General features: G+C 28.7%; 16 protein-coding genes. 5 read left to right on the forward strand and 11 right to left on the reverse strand.

Annotated features, from left to right (window positions below):
• Positions 1 to 290: 290 nt before the first annotated feature.
• Complete coding sequence (locus tag KGF38_RS18815; RefSeq protein ID WP_074179166.1) at positions 291 to 2,033, forward strand: peptidase M3; 1,743 nt, start codon at positions 291 to 293, stop codon at positions 2,031 to 2,033.
• A 250-nt stretch (positions 2,034 to 2,283) separates the two neighbouring features.
• Here the strand turns inward: KGF38_RS18815 and KGF38_RS18820 are convergent, their stop codons facing one another.
• A complete protein-coding gene (locus KGF38_RS18820; protein ID WP_227832626.1) occupies positions 2,284 to 2,478 on the reverse strand; it encodes a hypothetical protein in 195 nt (64 codons plus the stop codon).
• The gene (locus KGF38_RS18825) at positions 2,475 to 3,056 is read right to left on the reverse strand and encodes a TetR/AcrR family transcriptional regulator (RefSeq protein ID WP_227832627.1); all 582 of its coding nucleotides are present in this window, start codon (positions 3,054 to 3,056) and stop codon (positions 2,475 to 2,477) included. The genes KGF38_RS18820 and KGF38_RS18825 overlap by 4 nt, the downstream gene beginning before the upstream one ends.
• 156 nt (positions 3,057 to 3,212) lie before the next feature.
• Between KGF38_RS18825 and KGF38_RS18830 the strand changes: the two genes are divergently transcribed.
• Positions 3,213 to 4,031 (forward strand): MerR family transcriptional regulator, encoded by an 819-nt coding sequence (locus tag KGF38_RS18830; protein ID WP_227832628.1) that lies wholly within the window; start codon positions 3,213 to 3,215, stop codon positions 4,029 to 4,031.
• A 42-nt stretch (positions 4,032 to 4,073) separates the two neighbouring features.
• On the opposite strand, the gene KGF38_RS18835 is transcribed toward KGF38_RS18830, so the two are convergent.
• Positions 4,074 to 4,853 carry an SDR family NAD(P)-dependent oxidoreductase gene (locus KGF38_RS18835; protein ID WP_074179163.1) on the reverse strand — a complete coding sequence of 260 codons (780 nt, stop codon included), beginning with the start codon at positions 4,851 to 4,853 and terminating at the stop codon, positions 4,074 to 4,076.
• Positions 4,854 to 5,047: 194 nt separating this feature from the next.
• Here KGF38_RS18835 and KGF38_RS18840 point away from each other — a divergent pair, with 194 nt between their 5' ends.
• Together KGF38_RS18840 and KGF38_RS18845 are read left to right on the forward strand one after the other, a co-directional pair.
• Complete coding sequence (locus KGF38_RS18840; RefSeq protein ID WP_074179162.1) at positions 5,048 to 5,227, forward strand: DUF4177 domain-containing protein; 180 nt, start codon at positions 5,048 to 5,050, stop codon at positions 5,225 to 5,227.
• A gap of 72 nt (positions 5,228 to 5,299) precedes the next feature.
• Positions 5,300 to 6,436, forward strand: a complete 1,137-nt coding sequence (locus KGF38_RS18845) for a Fic family protein (RefSeq protein WP_227832629.1) — start codon at positions 5,300 to 5,302, stop codon at positions 6,434 to 6,436.
• Between the two features lie 79 nt (positions 6,437 to 6,515).
• Here KGF38_RS18845 and KGF38_RS18850 read toward each other — a convergent pair whose 3' ends face one another.
• The 6 genes from KGF38_RS18850 to KGF38_RS18875 form a co-directional block, all read right to left on the reverse strand.
• Complete coding sequence (locus tag KGF38_RS18850) at positions 6,516 to 7,949, reverse strand: glycoside hydrolase family 55 protein (protein ID WP_227832630.1); 1,434 nt, start codon at positions 7,947 to 7,949, stop codon at positions 6,516 to 6,518.
• 100 nt (positions 7,950 to 8,049) lie between these two features.
• Positions 8,050 to 9,477 (reverse strand): glycoside hydrolase family 55 protein, encoded by a 1,428-nt coding sequence (locus KGF38_RS18855; RefSeq protein WP_074179159.1) that lies wholly within the window; start codon positions 9,475 to 9,477, stop codon positions 8,050 to 8,052.
• A gap of 25 nt (positions 9,478 to 9,502) precedes the next feature.
• The gene (locus KGF38_RS18860; RefSeq protein WP_074179158.1) at positions 9,503 to 10,846 is read right to left on the reverse strand and encodes a glycosyl hydrolase family 28-related protein; all 1,344 of its coding nucleotides are present in this window, start codon (positions 10,844 to 10,846) and stop codon (positions 9,503 to 9,505) included.
• A 930-nt stretch (positions 10,847 to 11,776) separates the two neighbouring features.
• On the reverse strand, positions 11,777 to 12,223 hold the full coding sequence (locus KGF38_RS18865) for a hypothetical protein (protein WP_054269219.1): 447 nt from the start codon (positions 12,221 to 12,223) through the stop codon (positions 11,777 to 11,779).
• A gap of 516 nt (positions 12,224 to 12,739) precedes the next feature.
• Complete coding sequence (locus KGF38_RS18870) at positions 12,740 to 14,599, reverse strand: ABC transporter ATP-binding protein (RefSeq protein WP_074179157.1); 1,860 nt, start codon at positions 14,597 to 14,599, stop codon at positions 12,740 to 12,742.
• On the reverse strand, positions 14,599 to 16,335 hold the full coding sequence (locus KGF38_RS18875) for an ABC transporter ATP-binding protein (protein WP_074179156.1): 1,737 nt from the start codon (positions 16,333 to 16,335) through the stop codon (positions 14,599 to 14,601). The genes KGF38_RS18870 and KGF38_RS18875 overlap by 1 nt, the downstream gene beginning before the upstream one ends.
• Positions 16,336 to 16,584: 249 nt before the next feature.
• On the opposite strand from KGF38_RS18875, the gene KGF38_RS18880 reads away from it, so the two are divergent.
• A complete protein-coding gene (locus KGF38_RS18880) occupies positions 16,585 to 17,481 on the forward strand; it encodes a LysR family transcriptional regulator (protein ID WP_216858790.1) in 897 nt (298 codons plus the stop codon).
• 75 nt (positions 17,482 to 17,556) lie between these two features.
• Here the strand turns inward: KGF38_RS18880 and KGF38_RS18885 are convergent, their stop codons facing one another.
• Positions 17,557 to 19,455 (reverse strand): metallophosphoesterase, encoded by a 1,899-nt coding sequence (locus tag KGF38_RS18885; protein ID WP_074179155.1) that lies wholly within the window; start codon positions 19,453 to 19,455, stop codon positions 17,557 to 17,559.
• 306 nt (positions 19,456 to 19,761) lie between these two features.
• Positions 19,762 to 21,684, reverse strand: coding sequence for a metallophosphoesterase (locus tag KGF38_RS18890; protein ID WP_074179154.1), 1,923 nt, complete (start codon positions 21,682 to 21,684; stop codon positions 19,762 to 19,764).
• Between the last annotated feature and the right edge of the window lie 609 nt (positions 21,685 to 22,293).

Raw genomic sequence — 22,293 nt, forward strand, 5'->3', positions numbered from 1 at the left:
TGATTTGTATTGTTAGCAGTATGTAACTAGATTATTTGTTATGTTTTTGTCAGTAGACGTGTGGCCCAGAGGTGGACACGCGTGAGATCGTCAGAAGAGACAAATGTATATAAGAGACATGATTTATTTATCATTTTATTAATATAAATTTCATATACTTTTTTGAAGTTAAATTTTTTATATTATTTATAAGCTTGTATATATTTTTATGTTAAATTTTCTTAACATGCATTTTTTATATTTAATATAGTAAAATAACTAATAACTATATCCATGATTGGAGGATTTTTATGATTAAATCCAAGAAGAAAATATTTGTTTCTCTAATTTTAATTGCAGTTTTTATTATATTTGCATCATACATAAGAAATTATACTAATAACTCAAAAAAAGATTTAGTTAGAGGAACTATTCCCTTTGAAAAAATGGAATATAATCGTCCAGATATAAAGTCAATTTGCGAAAATATTAACACATATAACGACAAACTTTTAACATCTAAGACTGCTAAAGAACAATTAAATTTATTTAAAGATGTTGATAAGATTTATCAGGATTTTTACAGTACACTTACTATAGCAAAAATTAGAAACAATATAGATTCATCAGATGAATTTTACTCTAAAGAATATAAATATCTTATGAGTAAATCAGTAGATGTTGACATGGCATACAAAGATTTCCAGGATATATTTGTAACTTCTAAGTTTTCTAAAGAACTAGAAAAGGAGCTTGGGAAAGACACATTTAATTATTTAAAAAACATTGGAAAACTTAATTCTAAAGAAGTTGAAAGTCTACTTAAAAAAGAGCAAGACTTAGTTGTAAAATATGAAGACCTTTTATCTAAGTCTACAGTACCAATAGATGGTATAGAGACAGACTTTGAAGAGGCTTTATCAACACCAAATCTTAGACCTGAAGAATATGTAAAGATTTATTCAGATTACTTAAAAAAATACAACCCTATATTTGGCAATATATTTTTAGAGCTTGTTCAGACGAGAACTGAGATAGCAAGCAAGTTAGGATTTAAGAATTATATAGATTATGCTTATATGAACTTAAATAAAGATTATTCTCAAGAAGAAGCAAAAAAATTTAGAAAAGACGTTAAAGAGTACATAGTTCCACTATATAGAGAGATTTCATCAGTACCTTCTGATTCTTCTATATATACTAAGGTATATAAAAATCGTTCATTTAGGAAATTTGACAATGTACTTGAAGACATATCTCCAAAATTAAAAGAGAGTTTTAGCTATATGAAAAAATATGACTTATATGATTATTCTTCTGGAAAGAATAAATCGCCTGGAGGATACACTACTTATATAAATAAGTACAATGCACCTTTTTTATTCAATACATGGGACAATTCTTTTTTGGGCGTTACTAGCTTTGCTCATGAGTTTGGTCATTTTTATAACTATTACAATAGCATTAATCTAAATAACAAAATACAACCAAGTATAGATATATGCGAAGTCCATTCAACATCTTTAGAGATTTTGTTTTACAAGTATTTTGATGACTTTTTTGGTAAGAAATCTGAGGCTATAAAAAAAGAACATTTATCGATTGTTCTAAATACTATTATTGATGCTTGTCTTTATGATGAATTTCAAGAGATTATATACAAAAATCCATATATGAGCTTAAATGATATAAATAAATTATTTTTTGACTTAGAAGAAGAATATGGAGTGGCAAATAATGTACTTAAAGAAAAGAATGCTCCTTTTTGGATACTTGTATCTCATAACTTCCAAGTTCCTTTTTATTACTTGAGTTATGGTCTTGCATCTGATATATCACTTCAAATATGGCAATTGTCACAAGATGATTATAGAAAAGCAGTTAATGTGTATATGGATTTTTTAAATCAAAATACAGATGCTGGTTTTAAAGATGTAGTAGAAAAAGTAAACTTACAATTACCCTTCCAAAATGGAAATTTAGAAGAAATAAGTTCTACTTTATATGATTATTTTGGCATAGATAATCCACTTGAACTAAAAAATGCTTCTTAATCTGAACTACTAAATTTATAATACTAAATTTACAATACTAAATTTACAATACTCATTTTGATATTCATTTTGATATTCATTAATACTGACCATACAATTACTATTTAATAATTAACACTAAACATCTAATTACAGTGTAATAAAATAAACTGATAAAACATCAGAAACTCCAATCTCTCTAGACTTTAGATTTTCTGATGTTTTATCTATTAATAATGATTGATTGTATTATTTATTTTTATTGATTGTATTATTTTTTTACATACATAATTAAAAGAACTATTGAAATCACTAAAAATGCACCTGTAATAATAGCACTATTCATATGAAATTTAATAGAACTTGCATCGGTCACCTTATTATTCTTAATCCAAAATCCACAAATCATTGTTGAAAAAAAAAGTAAAGCAGTAATAATACTTGAACCAATAGTTATAATTTTCATTTTACATCACCATTCCCTCTAATAATATTTTCTACTAAAATATCAATAAAGCTATCTCGCTGATGTTTATTCTTTACATCTATACCACTATACAATTGAAATGACTCTGGTGATAAAGCAGCAATCTGTATTGGCGAAATAATTTGTAAAGCAATAGTTCTCAAACTCATCTCATCTTTTTCACTTCCAAAAATTTTACGAAGCATAGGTACAATAGAAAGTTCTGCTTGCATATCACCATTAGATATACATTGATTCAACATAAAGGTAAGCATCTTTTCATAATGCAATCCAATATCACACAGTTTCTTTAATAAACTTTTCAAATCTTCAATAGGTTTTAGAGTATATACATTGTCATCATATAACTCTTCTATAGCATTTGACATTACCTCCCCTATTGCAATGCTCAACAAATTGTCCTTCGTTTTAAAATGATAATTTATTAGACCAACCCCTACATTTGCACGTTCAGCGATTTGTCGAACTGTAACCTTATCAATATCATCTACTTCATCCAAAATATTCAATGTAACTTCAATTATACGTTCTCTTGCATCCTTATCATTACTTTTCATAGTAGACCTCCAAAACAACCAACATTTTTAGTTCTGAACATGTTCAGTATAATATTTTTTTTAATATATGTCAATAAAATTTTAATTGACTCTAACACTATGACATAGTTTATATTAATAGTAAGACACAAACATCTTTATAAAGGAGGCACAAGCATGTTTAAGATAGGCGATTTTTCAAAACTAAGTAAAATTAGCATTCGTATGCTACGTCATTATGATGAAATTGGACTTTTAACACCAAGCCATACAAATAAATCTAATGGATATAGATACTATAGTGTAGACCAACTTTCAACTACAAATCGAATCCATGCACTAAAAGATATGGGATTTAGCTTGTATTCTATAAAAGAAATTTTGACAGAATACAACGATAAAGAAAGCCTAATAAAATACCTAAATATCCATCACTCACAAGTAAAAGAACAATTAGAAGATATACAGAGAAAGATACTTAAAATAGAAAATACTATTAAAAGAATTGGAGGTAATGATAATATGGACAATTATGATGTAACTATAAAGAATTTTTCCCAAAAATATATGATGACTCTTAGAAAAGTTATATCAACTTATAAAGATGAAGGACTATTATGGCATCAGTCGTTTTTAGAGACAAAAGAACAAAATATCCAACTTGAATATCCCAATCATTCTAAGGCAGTCTTTTATGATACAGGATATCAAGAAGATTATGTAGATGTTGAAGTACAGGTTGCTGTATCTGGAAAATATAAGGATACTGAACATGTTAGATTTAAGACTGTCCCAAGCGTGACTGCTGCAACTGCTATAGTTAAAGGAAATTTCAATCAACTTACAGATACTTGTGAGGCTATTGGTAATTGGATATCAGACAATAATTATGAAATGGATGGTCCTATGTTTAATATTTATCATATAGGTCCTGATAAGGACAATAATCCTGATAATTGGGTAACAGAGGTGTGCTTTCCAGTTAAAAAGATATAAATCTATCTTATATTTTAATTGGGATTAACAAAAACAAACCTATTATGCCTTGATATGTTGTTGTTTTAACCAAACCTTCATCACCATCTTTTGTGGTAATAGTTTTGCTAGTACATGACTTAACTTTGTATTGATGCCATACACAGAAATATCTTTATTTTTCTTTGCATCTTTCAAAGCTTTTATGGCAACAACATCTGGAGTTACTATACCTGAGAATTTTTTTGTTCCTTTTTCAGCCTTAACTATCCCTCTTTCAAATAGATTTGTACTCATCCACCCTGGACATACAGCAATTGCATTTATGCCTTTATCCTTAAGCTCAACATTTAATGCTCTTGTATAATTTCTTACGAATGCTTTAGTTGAACTATAAATATTTTGATATGGTAATGGCTGGAATGATGCTTGAGAAGAAACATTTATAATATGGCTACCCCTTTTCATATATGGGATACATACAAGACCCATTGCTACAACAGCAGTAATATTTAAATCAATCATATTAATAGATTCGTCTATACTCAAATCATTATATGAACAGAATTTTGCAAAGCCTGCATTATTTACAAGGTACTTTATACATATATCTTCTTTATCTAAAAAGGTACCAAGTTCTTTTACTTCTTCTAGTTTTGACAAATCTTTCGAAAAAATTTTTATCTTACTTCCAAATTCATCTATTAATTGATTTAATCGCTCTTTGTTTCTTGCAATTGCCCATATTTCTGTTATTTCTTTTTCATTTACTAATAATTTCAGAAATTCTTTGCCAAACCCACTATTCGCACCAGTTACAATTGCAATGTTCTTCTGACTCATAATTTGTCTCCTTTTCTATTAAGTTTATATATTTAGACTTATATTTTGCAAATTAAACTTGCTCTATTCAAGAGTTATATAAATACTTATTGCAAAAGTGCTATTGAGTAGTCAGTTGACCATTTTATTGCTTTTGTTTGAAACTAAATGTATGATATATATAAATATAAATTTAACTCAAGGAGATAATAAAAATGAAAAAGTATGAATATGTTACTTTAAGCTATGAATCTCAATTTCTTGTAACTGGTGTAATGAAAGAACATCGCACAATTATCGAAGAATATGCAAAAAAAGGTTATCGTTATATTGGATTTATTCCCATAGAAATAAATGCTCATGGGTTCACAAGAAAAATTGATTTAGTTTTTTAAATCGAGGAATAAATACGTAAAATAGTGTGAAAAATAATACTTTTCGCTAATATTAATAGATAATCTAAGGTGGTGATTAAACTGACAATAGAAGAATACAATAACAAATACTCTATTGGAAATAAAATTTTACTTACTCTAAATAGTTTTGATAATAAAGAACTATACTATCATGAAACTGAAAACATATTAAATTTAATAAATGAAATAGATAAATTAACATCAAACAAGATATTTAGAACTATAGAAAACAAAAATGATTTAGCCTTAGAGTCTTATTATTCTAGTGTAATTGAAGGTGCTTTTTCAACTAGAAAGATTGCAAAATCTATAATTAGAGGAAAGATGAAACCAAGTAATAAAAGTGAGTATATGATTTACAATAATCATAGAGCCTTAGAATATGGATTATATAATTTAGATAAGTTATATAGTCACAAATTTATATATAATTTACATCATATATTGGGCGAAAACTGCTTAGATTCAGAAGAATATGAGTACAGAACTGAAAAAGTATATGTATGTAATTCAAAAGGTGAGATTATACATACAGGACTTGATCCTTTGAAAATATATGACTTTATAGATGAATTAATAACTTTTATGGAAAATGGTAAAGTAAATGATTTAGTAAAGAGTGCAATAATTCATTTCTATTTTGTATATGTTCACCCTTTTAGTGATGGTAATGGAAGAACATCAAGAGCCTTATCCTATCTATATTTAATTAATAAAGGATATGATACTTTTAAAGAATTTTCAATATCATATATGATATCTAAAAACAGAACTAAGTATTATAAGGCTATACTAGATGTAGAGAATAAGGGATATAATTTAACTGTATTTATAGAGTTTATGCTCAAGTCTATAATACAATCTATCAATGAAATGCGTGATATGCATGATAGAAAGTCTTTAGAGAGTATACTAAAAGAGGAATTATTTGAAAATGACATAACTCTATCAGCAACAGAAGAACATATATTAAAATATGTTTGTAATAAAGATAACTATTCTATGACATTAGAAAACTATATTAAAAAGAATAAAAGTAGATACTTAAAGGCTGGAATAAAGGAAATCGAGTTAGTTGACCAGTTGATGGAAGTGTTTAATAATCTTGAAGAGATAGAACTTTTATCAAGAGAAAAGGATGTATATAAAGTTAATGAGAAGTATTTGAAAATGCTTGATATATATTAAAAATTTATCATAAAATATTTTAATAAAGAAATGAATCCCATTATAAGGATTCATTTCTTTATGTTATTTATAATATATTTTAAGAAGTGTATTTATAATAATATACAGTTTCTTTTCCAATACGCTCAGAGCCAATATTCGCCCATTTTTCTCCATAGGTAGATTTTATCTGAGAAATATCTGAATCTGTTGATTTAACAATCAAGCCAGCCTGAGATTTAAATATGCCCTTTTTCTTATTAACATCTCCAAATCTCAATGTACCTCCATTCAATAGTAATAAATTTCCGTTTTCATGGTGTTGCATTGTGCTAATTCCATTGACAATTTCTGGTTTAGAGGAATCAATAAATATATAATCATTAAAGTTATTTTGTAATCTTAAATTTCCACCTCCATTGTCTGCTTTTATTATATAATCCTCGGCATCTATATTACATTTCAATGTAGCATTTGGTATTTGAAGAATTTCAAATACATAAACTTTGTGCTCATATTCTAATTCATCATCCCAGTTATCTTTATTATCACTAACTAAATTAATATGGCAATTAGTAAAATAATTTCCACTAAACAGAGAATATGCTTTTTCATCTTTATCTTTTATTTTTAAATAAGTATCATAATCAGTGTTATAATAACGTTGACCACATCTTCTTATAATTCCAGATATACAAGTATCTCTTATTGAATCAAATAAAAAGCCACAATGACCACATTGATCGATTGTAATATTATTGATTTTATAACTACCATATCCTTCAAGATTCTCAATTTGACTACTTTCTAGACCAACTTCTTGTATTTTTTCAATATTTACATTATTTATGCTAGTACCAGTCATAATTCTCATTCCATTTTTACATTTATATATTCTACTGTTAGAGATAATTGCATCAATACCTGCATCAACACCTAATCCACAAGAAGAAACTGTAATGTCATTTGAAATTGCATAATATGGTATCTGAATTCCTATACCTGAGAAACCACTTATATGAAGATTTTCATAATGACCAAGACCTCTAGTATTATCCCTTAGACCATCAGTTGTAATCGCTGATACACACTCTAAGTCTTCACCATTATCATTTTTCTTAATGAGCATTTCATAATGATAATGTGGATTTCCTTTTGTTGGGGGTTCATCGTGAACAAGTATCTCACAGCTGTCAGAATAAAAACTTATATTTTTAATACATTGTTTTCTTTTTACTAATGTAATAATACTCATGTTAGGGATTCCACTTGTTATAAATTGTGTAGCAGATGTTGATGAATCAGAATCTCCTAGTAATGTAATTTCTTTATTAATAGTAATACCAGTTTTAAATAAATATTTACCTTTTGGAAAATATAAAACACAAAAATCTGTTTCATTAATAATCTTTTGTATAAGAAGTCCTACATCTTCTGAGCCGTCGTTTTTAATATCAGGCTCTCTTTCTAATACATTAATCCATTTTGCATACTTAAATTCTTCCATAATATCATCTATTCCTTTCTTATTCACTTTCGATGTTACATGATTTTTTTAGCTATCAGTTCGACTATATTAAACTCATTAAAACTAGAATTTTAGAAAACTACCTCGTTGAGCTTAATAAATTTGCTTATTTATCTATCATTTTATGATAATGAACCGTATTTTCAAACTCTACCTTTTTACCAATTTTTTCCCATTCTCCACCATAAGAACTAGCAACTTCATCACTTGTTACTTTTGTTGTTGTTAGGATATCGCCTATCTGTGGACTATACATTTTAAGCTCTTTATTATTGCTATTTATATACATATCACCCTTTTTTATCTTGATTTTATCACCATAATCCTCTTCAGATACACCAATCCCATTGATGCTACTAATCTCACCATCATGGAATATAACTGTTTGTCCTTTGTTATTGTATATTAAATTTCCTTTTTCTGACTCAAGAACCATATCAGTAGCATCTATAGTGCATCTTAATAATACATTTTTGGTTTCAAATGCCTTTATGAGATATACAGTGTGATTTTCTTTTCCTTTATCTTCCCAATTGTCTGTATTATCATTTGGTATTGTTATATTACTTGCTTCTATTGAATTTCCATATAATAAATAATATGCTTCCTCAACCTTTTCATCTAACTTTAAGTAGTCATCATAGCTAAAATTAAAATAATATTGCCCACATCTTGAGACATTACCTAATATTTGGGTATTAGATATTGAATCAAATTTGAATCCACAATAGCCACATTGGTCAATTGTGATATTTGTAATAAAGTTTGAGCCCTTACCAACATTGTTAATAGCAATCTTACCTACTTCTTCAACTCTCATACCATTGATAAATGTTCCAGTAGAAATTTCCATTCCATAATCACATCCCCAAGTCTTTCCATTAGTAATTATCGAATTTTCCCCTGCACTAATACCATGATTACATGAAAAAACAGTAATATCATTTACTGTAGAATTATTAGACATTTTAAGTGCAATTTCACCAAAACCACCAAAATCTACATTTTCATAGTGACCAGACCCTTCTGGTGCATTTTCACATATAATTGCTGATATACATTTCCCTTTGTGTTCGCTTTTGAATGTTATTTCATGATGAAATCCTGGTTTACCATTTGCAGGAGGCGCACTATAACTATTGGTATTACAGTTATTTGATTGAAAAGAAATACTTTTAATACAATGCTTTACTCCCTTTACTGTTATTATTATGAAACTTTCCATTGTCCCATTTTCTATCTCTTTTTCATCAAATTTACCAGAAAATTGTGTCGCTCCTGAATAAAAATCTTTATGATTTGGATTATTCGACCTAAAATAGGTATCTCCACATAGTGTTAAGCGCTTATTAATCTCTATACCACTTGTAAATAGGTATTTCCCTCTTGGAAAATATATAATGGAATCTTCTGGTGCAGCATTTATGATTTCTTGCACTCTATAACTTACATTTTCTTTTTCAGTATTACAAACTCCATAATCTAAAACATTAATCCACCCATCTGTTTCTTTAATTATTATCGGTTCTCCCATAATTCACTACCTCCTAATTTTAGAATTATTCTTCTATTTTTTTATAATAGTACATAGGATTACCAGCAAGTGTTTTTACACCTATTTGCTCCCATGTTCCACTGTGTAATTTACTTATTTCTTCTTCAGAATCTAATATTGATGATATGACAGTATTCTTTCTTAATCTAGGAACTATTAAGTCCTGTACACCATGTTTTATACTAAGTGTATTGTCACTTATCTTAAGTAAATCACCCTGATTTGTATCAGAAATCTGAACGCCACCTACAGAACAAAGTTCACCATCATAAAACTTATAAGTATTTCTACCATTTTCCAATAATAAGTTACCTTTTGCACATTGTACAAAACTATCTGACTCAGCATCACATTCTAGCATTACATTAGTTGTCTCATTTGCTTTGATTACATGTATCTTGCGCTCTAAACCATTTTCTAGAGTATCAACATTATTATTCAGTAATACAATATTACAGTTTTCTAAAGAGTCTCCATAAAATATTGAATAAGCATCTTCTTTTCTATCTGTAATATTTTTGTAAGTATCATAGTCAACATTTTTATAATATTGAGCACACTTAGTAAATCTTGCATTTACTCGGCTATGAGCCATCTTGTCAAACTTAAATCCACAGTATCCACAATTATCAACTGAAAGGTTCATCATAAGATTGAAACCAAGCCCCTTATTATTAATACCTATTTCTTGAATGTCTTCTATTTTTACGTTGTTTACACTGACACCAGTCGTAATTTCCATTCCGTTTTTACATCTATGAATCTTACTACTAGAAATCATGGATTTCTCTCCAAGTTTTATACCAAGACCACATGACGTAACAGTTATATCATTTGCAGTAGCGTAAAATGGGACTTCTATTCCTGTTTTTGAAAAGCCAGAAATATATAAATGCTCAAAATGTGATAGACCTTGTACTCTTTCTCCTTCTGTTATAGCAGATACATTTTCAGGTAATTGACCTTCTATTTCTCTATTATCATAATAAAAGTTAATATTTTTGATTGTTTGATTTGTTTCTGTCAATGTAATAATGCTTATATTAGAAACTCCTCGAGTTATAAAATTTGTTGCTCCTACAAGAGATGGTTGTTCTTTACCTTCTACTTGCTTTGGAACATCCCCTCCATAATAAGAATTTCCTTGAAGTGTTATTTGTTGGCTAACTTTAATACCTTTTTCAAATAAGTAGTCCCCATTTGGAAAGTATATAACAGAATCTTTTAGTGATTCATCAGAAACAATCTCTTGTATCATATCACTTACATCTTCTTTTCCAGTAATGTCTATGTTGTTGTTTAGTTCCAGCACATTAACCCAGTCTGGAGTTTTAGTTTCAATTGCCATAATTAATTCCCCTTTTTAAAATTTAAATTATTTGTATCTACAGGAATAAGTGTATTTTTACTATAACTAGAGCAAGTAAGTATATTTTTATGATATTTGAGACAATCGTTATAATGAAATATCTTGGATTTCAATAATTAAGATATTGAATAAACGGATTGAACATTGCATTCATAAATAAGTTGATAGGTTTTCTCTTTTTGTAATAACACAATTCCTGTTATCTTATAGTACTATGAGAAAACCTCTTAAAAGTAGTCAATTCGTTTATAAATTGATTATATTTTGTTTATAAATTGATTATATATAAATAATTTGTAATTCTAAGATTACTAGAATTAACTAGTCCAAAACTACTTATATACAAGATATTTGCAAATACTCTTAGCATATAAAACGAGATGTATCTTATTTTGAACTTTCTATGATAATAAATCTAAAAATATTAAATATTCCATCATAATTAAGTGTTCTGTAAAAAAATAATTACTTCTTTATGAATGGTAATTCCATATATTTGTTTTATTTTATGTATGAGATAATCAATAAAAACAAAGAAAACGATTGATGAAGAATTATTGTAATGAAAGAATTAGCTATCAAAATTTTAAAAGGGCTTGATGGTTTAAAGGGTATAATCATTTAACACAAGTTATGAGTGTTCTCGGAAATGATAAAGCACTATTACATACTGTTTATAATATAGGGTTGGTTGTTTGTGGTATTATTCTTTTAATAAGGTAGATGTTGTATTTGATGAAAACTTAAATAAACTAGAGGCTAAAGGTTATATAAAAGAGAACCAAATAAATCAAGAGCAATTCAAATCATGCATAATTAATTAAAAATGAGTTATCTAAAGGTGATATAGTATATATCATATTCAGATAACTCATTGTTTTAATCTTCTTAATTTAACTGTTTCAATCATTAAAATACATCATTTTCTATTTCTACACATTTAGTATTCTTTTTCATGTCATCCAGTACCTTTAGTGCACTAAAATCAATTAAATTATGTTGTTTATATTTAAATCCGATTTCTCTTAATTTTGAATTTAATAAAATAGCGAGCAATAGTATTCCAAAAGAAAATAAATATTTCGAGGATATGTTAGAAGCATTATAAATACTAAAGCTCAGAAATAAACATATGAATATACCAACAATAGCCAAACTGATACACATTACTTTATATTTTAATCTTCTATCTTTAATACAAACTCTTATAAATAAATCTTCATTTAATATTTCTTTAGCTATTTGATAATCTTCCATATTGCAATACATCTTCTCATATTTTTTCTTATTTAGTTTATCATATTCTTCTACTAATTTTCTTTCGATATCGTTTTTAGGTTCATATATATAAGACAATTTATCTCCTCCACTCTATTTATTTGCTTCTATATTTTTAATATAAACAAATTTAGACTCATACAATTTAAATTTATCATTTTCTATAACTATTTTATCATTAAATGCCTTAAAATGTTTTGATATTTTTATAAATATGCATCGTACTATATTTATGTATAACACTTTCATCGTTCTCCATTTAGCACAACATCCATTATAAAATGTGTTACAACACACAAAATATCATCACATATTCTTGATTAAATTTGTAATTGAGATAAATTATTTAGAAATAAATAGTAGTAAAGACTTGCAAATCATACAATATGTGCAATATGTAATACTAAGGTAGCATAGATTTGCAGATTAAATTCCAATTCTACTCTTCTACTACATATAAAAACAATGTAACAAAAGCTAAAAATGAACAAATAACTCCAACAAAACAAAAAAGATAAAAAAGCAAAGTACTCATGTTATGACTTAAAGTACCTTGCTTTGCCTATATCTTAAAAAAAATTTACAACCTATAATCTATTCCAACTCAAATGCCCCTGTATAAAGACTATAATAAACGCCTTTTTGATTTATTAAATCATCATGAGTACCTCTTTCTATTATACGACCCTGCTCAAGAACTATAATTGAATCTGAGTTTCTAACAGTAGACAACCTATGTGCTATTACAAAAACAGTTCTACCCTTCATAAGATTATCCATACCTTGCTGTACCAACACTTCTGTACGTGTATCAATAGAAGATGTAGCTTCATCAAGAATCATTACTGGTGGATTTGCAACTGCTGCACGGGCAATCGAGATTAATTGTCGTTGACCTTGTGAAAGACTAGCACCATTTTGTGTCAATATAGTCTGATATCCGTTTGGTAGCCTAGTAATAAAATCATGTGCATTTGATAATTTAGATGCCTCAATGCACTCTTTATCTGTAGCATCCATTTTACCATATCTTATATTATCCATAATTGTACCTGTAAACAGGTTGACATCTTGTAATACAACCCCCAATGAATGGCGTAAATCTGTCTTTTTAATTTTATTGATGTTAATACCATCATATCGAATTTTTCCATCTGCCAAATCATAAAAACGGTTAATCAAATTTGTGATGGTAGTTTTTCCAGCTCCAGTTGCACCGACAAATGCTATTTTTTCTCCTGCTGTTGCTTCCAATACTATGTTTTGTAGCACTAATTTCTTTTCTGTATATCCAAAATCTACATCAGAGAACTGAATATTTCCTTTTAAAGGAGTGTATGTTATTGTACCATCATGATGAGGATGTTTCCATGCCCACACCCCTGTATTGTCAGTTGTTTCTATTGCTTCACTATTATTAAATCTAGCATGTACTAGTGTAACATATCCATTATCTTGTTCAGGTTCTTCATCAATTAATTCAAATATACGTTCTGCACCTGCCAATGCCATAGCCATCATACTAATCTGTTGCGCAATCTGTGATACAGGCATACAAAATGTCTTTGACAAGTTTAAGAAAGCCACAATCATTCCAACTGTAATAGAGCCTACATTATGCAGTGCCATAAGACCTCCCAAAAGAGCAATTAACACATATTGCAAATTACCAAGTTGCATAACAGTTGGCATAAGTATGTTACCATATTTATTTGCTTGTGTAGAATCTAAACATAAATCTCTATTCTTCTTATCAAATTGCTGTTTTGCATCTTCTTCATGGCAGAATACTTTAATTACTTTTTGACCATTTATCATTTCTTCAATATAACCTGTAATGTTTCCTAAAGTTTCTTGTTGCTTTATAAAGTATTTTGCACTTGCACCACCAATTTTTTTAGTAGCTATACTCATAATGACTGTTACTATTAAAACTAGAATTGTCAGAGGTACATTACTTATAAACATAGAAATCAATATAACAACTACTGTAATAATAGCCGAAATAAATTGTGGTAATGCCTGTGAAATAAACTGACGCAATGTGTCTGTATCATTGGTATAATGGCTCATAACATCTCCATGTGTATGAGTATCAAAATAACGAATAGGAAGTTTTTGCATATGTACAAACATGTCATCTCTAATCTCTTTCAACGTTCCTTGAGAAATTTTTACCATAATTCTATTATAGAGAAATGTTGCAACAACTCCTAAGACATAAATACATGCCATTAAAACAATTGTATATAATAATCCACTAAATGATGGATTCTCTTCAAGTAAAAGTGGAGTTATATAGTCATCAATCAATGTTTGCAAAAACAAAGAACTTATAACAACTGTACAAGAGCTGAAAAGAATACATACAACAACTGTACTAAACAAAACTTTATGTCGTCCTACAATGTAAGATAGAAGTCGTTTCCATACACTGAATACTTTTATTTCCATTACTTATCATCTCCCTTCGTTTGTGAATCATAGATTTCTCTATAGATTACATTTGTTTTCAGCAATTCCTCATGTGTACCATATCCATTGATTTTACCGCCTTCCATAACGATAATATAATCAGCATTTTCCACTGAAGAAATACGTTGTGCAATTATAATTTTTGTAGTATCTGGTATCTCCTCACTGAACGACTTTCTAATCATCGAATCAGTTTTTGTATCTACTGCACTTGTAGAATCATCCAGTATTAAAATCTTTGGTTTTTTTAGCAAGGCTCTTGCAATACACAGTCTTTGCTTTTGACCACCAGAGACATTTGTACCTCCCTGTTCAATATAAGTGTCGTATTTATCTGGAAATGTATCAATAAAAGGACTTGCCTGTGCCAATTTACACGCATGTATTATTTCTTCTTCACTAGCATGTTTATTTCCCCAAAGTAGATTTTCTTTAATTGTTCCAGAAAATAACTCATTTTTTTGGAGAACCATTGCTACTTCATTACGAAGTGTAAATAAATCATAATCTTTTACATTTACACCTCCTATTGTAATTTTTCCCTCTGTAACATCATAAAGTCGTGGTATTAACTGAACCAACGAGCTTTTTCCACTTCCAGTTCCACCTATAATCCCCAATGTTGAACCAGTCTCTATATGAAATGAAATATTTTTTAGACATTCTTTTTCTTTATCATCTACATAACTGAATGACACATTATCAAAACTTATATCTCCATTTTCCATATGATATACAGGATTATCGCCGTTTTTTAAGGAACTTTCTTCATCTACTATTTCTATAATTCGTTCAGAAGAAGCTCTTGCCATATTAATCATAACCATAACCATAGATAACATCATAAGACAATTAAGAATGTTCATGGCATATGCAATTAAACTTGAAAGTTCCCCTGTAGTCATTGTGGTTGCATTGCTTGAAACTATCATCTTTGAACCAAACCAACAAAGCAGTAGTGTACAGCAATATATGGAGAACTGCATTAATGGCATATTATATGCAACAATTTCTTCAGCTTTTCCAAACGTCTTGTATATTTTTTCTGAGATACTCTTAAACTTCTTGATTTCAAATTTCTCTCTTACAAAAGATTTAACTACTCGTATACCTGTGAGATTCTCTTGCACAACACCATTTAAATCATCATAAATATTGAACACTCTTTCAAAATAAGGATGGGAACAGTTTACAATGAGATATAAACCCACTCCAAGAATTGGAACTGCAATCAAAAATATAAATGATAAACTTGTATTAACCATAAATGCTGCAACCAGTGAAAATACAAGCATAAGTGGAGCACGCACAGCCACACGAATAATCATCATATACGCATTTTGAACATTTGTAACATCTGTGGTTAATCTTGTTACAATACTTGAACTTGAAAACTTATCAATATTAGCAAAAGAATAGCCTTGTATTTTGTAATACATATCCTTTCTTAAATTTTGTGCAAACCCAGCAGATGCAGTAGCACAAAAGCTTCCAGACAGAATTCCAAAACATAATCCTAAAAGTACACAAACAATCAAAATAGTGCCAAGTAGTACTAGCGTCTGTGTATTGTTTCCACTGATTCCTACATCAATCATTTGTGCCATAATTAGAGGAATCAAAATTTCCATCAAAACTTCCAATATAACAAACACTGATGTTAGTATGGAAGCAGTTTTATACTCTTTAATAGAACGAGCTAATTTTTTAATCATACTCTATCTCCTTTTCTAAATAAATTTTAAGATGTTAACTTATTCTAGGTTTTATCAGACAACTTCAATTATCTATAATTTTCTTACTTAACTTTTCTTTATTTCGTATAGAAATGGATATACTTAGATGCCTAATATTTAGAATTTTATCATTATATCTTTTGAATGAGAATTTCAAAAAACGCAATAACATTAGATAAAATCTAATGTTATATTGAAATTATATTATCTTACAATTATACTTTTGATATGGAAGGAAGGTGCTCTATGAATACTCAACAATTAGAATGTTTCGTATGTGTTGCTGACAAGTTAAATTTTACAAAAGCTGCAGAAGAACTTTTTTTATCTACTCCTACAGTTACTCACCATATCAAAAATCTAGAAGAAGAATTAGGAGCAAAATTATTTATACGAAATTCAAAAATGGTTAGACTGACAGAAATCGGAACTATGTTTTATAGTGATGCCAAAGATATACTCAACAAAATAGAAGTATCACAGAAAAGGATATCAAAAGCTACTTCTCAGAACACTTCTTTTTTGCGTATTGGATGTTCTAGTCATGCTGAACTCAATAAATTAAAAAATGTATTGTCAGACTTACGAATCGTCTTCCCACAGGTATACCCTTTAATCTTTATGGAGGATTATTTTAAGCTTAAAAATTTATTCAATAATAAACATTTAGACATTATGCTCTCAACAAGAGAAATGATTAGAGATATGAAAGAGTGTTCTTTTAAAAAATTAAAGGATGCTAAAAATTATGCTATTATGTCATCACAATCCACACTCGCTGAGAAAGATAGTCTAACTTTTGATGATTTAAAGACAAATTGCTTGATTATATTAAATCCTAAATTTATACCATTTCAACATGGAAATATATTGCAGGAAAAGATAGCATTACATTCTCAAAGCCACTTTAATATTGTATGTGAAAATGACCAAGCAGGTATCCTTCTTGCAAATTGTGGGTATGGTATAGCAATATTGCCTGAACATTGTATTCCAATAGAAAATGATGGCTTTGTTATTCGACCAATCATTGAACAAGCTATCATCGAATACGGTATTGCATATCAAAAAAACGTAAAAGAAAAATATATTCGATTCTTTATAGACAATTTTAATTGCTTGTAAATAAAAAAGAAGAGCCTTATATAAAGGTTCTTCTCTTTTATTTCAATATATATTATTACCTTACTTCATTATTACCTACTTCATTTTTATTGACTTACTATATTTATTGATGACATTCCATTTACCATTTTCTTTTCTTAATTCAAGGCTTATTTTCGAATAACAATCTTCTCCAGATTGTGTTACTATGACCTTATCTCCAAACTCATTCTTATAACTATGTTCTTCTATCTTATTTTTCGTATGACCTACCACAATAGCATCTATTCCGTCTACTGACATTGCAAGTTTTTTTATTTCGCTACTTGGATTTTTCAGTGCCATATTATTATCTGAATGAACAACTGCAACGATTACATCTGGATTTTCCTTTTGCATAACTCTTATCCATTCTTCTGCATCTTTTACTAAATTGTTGGTATACAACTCTTCTGTTTTTTCAGGAGTATTTAAAGTTTTTGAATCTTTTTCTGAATTTAAATCACTAGAATCTTTTTTATCTTTGTCTACGGTAAGACCCAATACTCCAACCTTTATACTCCCCTCCCTAGTTTCCACTTTATGCATTATATATGGTTTTACATAATTGTCTCCAGACTCATTGTATATATTAGCTGACAAAACTGGTATCTTCATTTCCTCAAAATTTTCTATAATAGAATCTAAGATAGATTTTTTTTCTTTAAAATTCTTTTTATCCGATGTAAGCTCATGGCTACCAAGTACTACAGCATCATAACCAAGGTATACAATTGGCCATTCATTTATTTTTTTATGGATACCTTTCTTTGAATTGTATTGCCACTCTTTAGACCACTTAGTCATTTCCTTTGCATTGGTATCCAGAAAATCCCCAGTATCAATAAATATAGGTTGAACATCCCTATCTCTTTCATTAAACAGACTGACTGCCATTTCATCTGAAAAATTTTGATGTAGACCAGATGTTGTGATTATATTTACTTCCTTTCCAAATATTTTTAACTCACTGTACTTATCTTTTATATACCACTTATCATTCTTCTTATCCAACTTAAAATTAATCTTTGATATACTATTACCATGAGCTCCAGGTTGTGTTACTATTACTTCTTCACCCGACTTATTTTTATATGTATGCTGTTCTATTTTTTCATGTGTATGCCCTGCTACAATAGCATCTATACCATCTACAGTAGTTGCTAATTCCTTTATTTTATTTCCTGGGTTTTTAGGATTTTTAGGTTCTTCACCTGAATGCACTATCGCAATTATTACATCTGGTTTCTCCTTTTCCATAACTTTTACCCACTTTTTAGCATCTTCTACTAAATCATTTGCATAGAGCTCTCCTTTATATTGTTCTTGTTCTCCAAGTTCTCTAGCTTTTTTATCTTCCTCAAAATTTTTAAATCTTGAGCGCTCACCTACTTCCTTTATAGTCAGACCCAGTATTCCAACCTTTACATCTCCCTTATCAGTCTGTACACTTTTCATTACATATGGTTTTACATAGTTTTCTCCAGATTGTTTATATACATTTGCCGACACTAATGGTATGTTATTATTTTCAAAATCAGAAACCAGTTTATCAAGGCTTTGTTTATCATTAGAAACAAATTCATGATTTCCAAATGTAACTGCATCATATTTTAGTTTTGCCATTTCTTTAGCTAAGGGAACCTCTCCTTCACGTGGTTCAGCTATTTTTTTATACTCTGGTATTCCATCTTTAAATCTTACCAGTTTTTGTCCAGTAAACCACTTATTCATTTCACCACTTTGCATATCAAAAAAATCTCCTGCATCTACCATGAGTAGATTCTCATCATATTTTCTTTCTTCCTCCACATAAGATACCAAATTATCTGGAATAATTGAATGTAAATCACTTGTAGCAAGTACATTAATTTCTGTATCTTTAGTACTTTGACATCCTGTGAGTAATACTATTAAAAATATTATTGATGCCACTATAATAAATTTTATTTTCATAAAAGCCTCCCCCTTAGATTTTGGATGATAATAAAATTTAATACCATGCTTTATCTTTACTATATAAGTTTGTACTATTTATTATACTAAAAGAACTATATGTAAATTCCTTTTTAATGAAATCTACATATAGTTCTCAATATTTTTTATTCGTAAAACAAAACCTACTCTAGTAAACTAAGATTATCAATTAAGATTTCTACTAGTATACTCACATATATTTACCACATTTAAATACTCTTATCTACTCATCTTATCCATACTACTAGTATTAGCTACTTTACTGTATCTATAAGTTTTATAAAATTATTCAACTGCTACTGTTTTACTAGACTTATCATTAATAACCCATGAACCTTTTTCTTTATTTACTTTAAAAGTAATTTTAGAATAGTATTTACCATGTTCACCTGGTTGCGTCACTATAACTTTATCTCCAGCTTTATTTTTATAGTCATGTTCATCTATTTTTTCATGAGTATGACTAGCTACAATCGCATCAATTCCATCTACTGTAGTTGCTAGTTCCTTTACTCTATTTCCAGGATGTTTTGGGTTTTTAGGTTCTTCCCCTGAGTGCACTACTGCAACTATTATATCTGGTTTTTCTTTTTCCATCACTTTTACCCATTTCTTTGCTTCTTCCACTAAATCATTTGCGTACAATTTATCTTTGTATTGAAATTGCTCTTGTAAATTTACATTTTTAAGACCTTTCCCTACTTCTTTTATAGTAAGCCCTAATACTCCTACTTTTAAGTTTCCTTCTTTTGTCTTTAAATCTTTTATAATGTATGGCTTTACATAATTTTCACCAGATTGCTCATATATATTTGCTGATACTACAGGAATATTCACCTGCTCAAAATCCTTTATAACAGCATCTACAAGACGTTTATCTGACCAAAACTCATCTTTTTCGGATACAAACTCATGATTTCCAAATACTACTGCATCATACCTACCCTGACTCATAGATTTAACCATTGGACACTTCCCAATTGGTTTTCCAGTATTGTTATCTCTTATATTTTTCCACTCTTTATACCACTTAGTCATTTCATCTGTTTGAGGGTCTAAAAAGTCACCTGCATCTACTACAACAGGTTCAATCAGATTATTTCGCTCCTTAAGAAGACTAGTTGTTAATTTATCAGAGAAGTGTGAATGTAAATCTGCTGTAGCAATTATATTTACATCTTTATCAATTAAGTTTAATTTGCTAGACTTATCCTTTATCTCCCACTTACCATTCTTCTTATCTAACTTAAAATTAATCTCTGACACACTATCTGCATGTGGACCAGGTTGTGTGACAATGACTTCCTCACCAGAGTTATTTTTATAAGTATGTTGTTCTATTTTTTCATGAGTATGCCCTGCTACGATAGCATCTATACCATCTACAGTAGTTGCTAATTCTTTTACTCTATTTCCTGGGTTTTTAGGATTTTTAGGTTCTTCACCTGAATGTACAGTGGCAATTATTATATCAGGCTTCTCTTTTTCCATCACTTTTACCCATTTTTTAGCATCTTCTACTAAATCATTTGCATATAATTTTCCCTTATAATCCTCTTGTTCCCCAAGTTCTCTAGCTTTTTTATCTTCTTCAAAATTTTTAGATTCTGAGCCTTCACCTACCTCATTTATAGTTAGACCTAGTATTCCAACTTTTACGTCTCCCTTGTCAGTCTTTACACTTTTCATTATGTATGGCTTTACATATTTTTCTCCAGATTGTTTATATATATTTGCTGACACTAATGGTATGTTATTATTTTCAAAATCAGAAACCAGTTTGTCAAGACTTTGCTTATCATTAGAAATAAATTCATGATTTCCAAATGTAACTGCATCATATTTCAGCTTTGCCATTTCTTTAGCTAAAGGAACTTCACCTTCACGTGGCTCAGCTATTTTTTTGTACTCTGGCATACCATCTTTAATTCTAACCAATTTTTGTCCAGTAAACCACTCTTCCATTTCGTCACTTTTCATATCAAAGAAATCTCCTGCATCTACCATAAGTAGATTCTTGTTCTTTTCTCTTTCTTCTTTTACATATGAAACTAGAGAATCTGTTACCATTGAATGTAAGTCAGTTGTCCCTAATATTTTAACTTCTATGTCTGATGTGGCTTTTTCCATATTTTTAGTACTTTGACATGATACAAGTAATACCATTAAAAACATCATTGATGCTATTATGACAGATTTTATTTTCATAAAAACCTCCCTCTTAAATTTTAAGATTACAACAAAATTTAACATAATAATTTATTTTAGTTATAGTAGCTTATATGATTATAAGCAATATTCACTTAAGCAACAAATTCTTATATTTAAGTTTACATGATAACTTCCGAGATTACTTTATTCTATCTAAATCTAATTACTAAACGCTTCTTAAGATAGTAGCAATACCTACAAAGTAATATGACAAGAATTATCAAAGTAATTTATAAAGACCTATTTTTATAACCTTCTATGTACCTTAATACTGTTTCTAAATTATTTTTCATATTTGCCACTTTCTCTCTTAACTAAATCAATTATATGTGTTTCTAGAATATATGGCAAAGTGCATATTTTCAAGTTTTAAGCATCTACTTGTACAAATTTACCTACTTTTTTGCAAGTTTAATTGAGGTATATGTAAATTTTGACTTTTTACATAATTTTTCTAAAATAATATAATTATAGTATAAATTATAGAAACTATTGATATTTTGAAGAATAATCTTTTATTTCCTATAAAATCTATTTATATTTCTAATCTTATGATGAATGGATATAAGTTTTATAAAGAATCCTCCATATTAAAAAGAGAATCAT

Origin of the sequence: Clostridioides sp. ZZV14-6387 (assembly GCF_020657835.1) — a bacterium.
Lineage (GTDB): Bacteria > Bacillota > Clostridia > Peptostreptococcales > Peptostreptococcaceae > Clostridioides > Clostridioides difficile_A.

Bases quoted from the DNA above. Each gene is read 5' to 3' on its own strand.
- KGF38_RS18890 (WP_074179154.1), bottom strand. From the start codon at position 21,684: ATGAAAATAAAATCTGTCATAATAGCATCAATGATGTTTTTAATGGTA.
- KGF38_RS18855 (WP_074179159.1), bottom strand. From the start codon at position 9,477: ATGGGAGAACCGATAATAATTAAAGAAACAGATGGGTGGATTAATGTT.
- KGF38_RS18815 (WP_074179166.1), top strand. From the start codon at position 291: ATGATTAAATCCAAGAAGAAAATATTTGTTTCTCTAATTTTAATTGCA.
- KGF38_RS18820 (WP_227832626.1), bottom strand. From the start codon at position 2,478: ATGAAAATTATAACTATTGGTTCAAGTATTATTACTGCTTTACTTTTT.
- KGF38_RS18885 (WP_074179155.1), bottom strand. From the start codon at position 19,455: ATGAAAATAAAATTTATTATAGTGGCATCAATAATATTTTTAATAGTA.
- KGF38_RS18830 (WP_227832628.1), top strand. From the start codon at position 3,213: ATGTTTAAGATAGGCGATTTTTCAAAACTAAGTAAAATTAGCATTCGT.
- KGF38_RS18880 (WP_216858790.1), top strand. From the start codon at position 16,585: ATGGAAGGAAGGTGCTCTATGAATACTCAACAATTAGAATGTTTCGTA.
- KGF38_RS18825 (WP_227832627.1), bottom strand. From the start codon at position 3,056: ATGAAAAGTAATGATAAGGATGCAAGAGAACGTATAATTGAAGTTACA.
- KGF38_RS18875 (WP_074179156.1), bottom strand. From the start codon at position 16,335: ATGATTAAAAAATTAGCTCGTTCTATTAAAGAGTATAAAACTGCTTCC.
- KGF38_RS18860 (WP_074179158.1), bottom strand. From the start codon at position 10,846: ATGGCAATTGAAACTAAAACTCCAGACTGGGTTAATGTGCTGGAACTA.
- KGF38_RS18835 (WP_074179163.1), bottom strand. From the start codon at position 4,853: ATGAGTCAGAAGAACATTGCAATTGTAACTGGTGCGAATAGTGGGTTT.
- KGF38_RS18870 (WP_074179157.1), bottom strand. From the start codon at position 14,599: ATGGAAATAAAAGTATTCAGTGTATGGAAACGACTTCTATCTTACATT.
- KGF38_RS18840 (WP_074179162.1), top strand. From the start codon at position 5,048: ATGAAAAAGTATGAATATGTTACTTTAAGCTATGAATCTCAATTTCTT.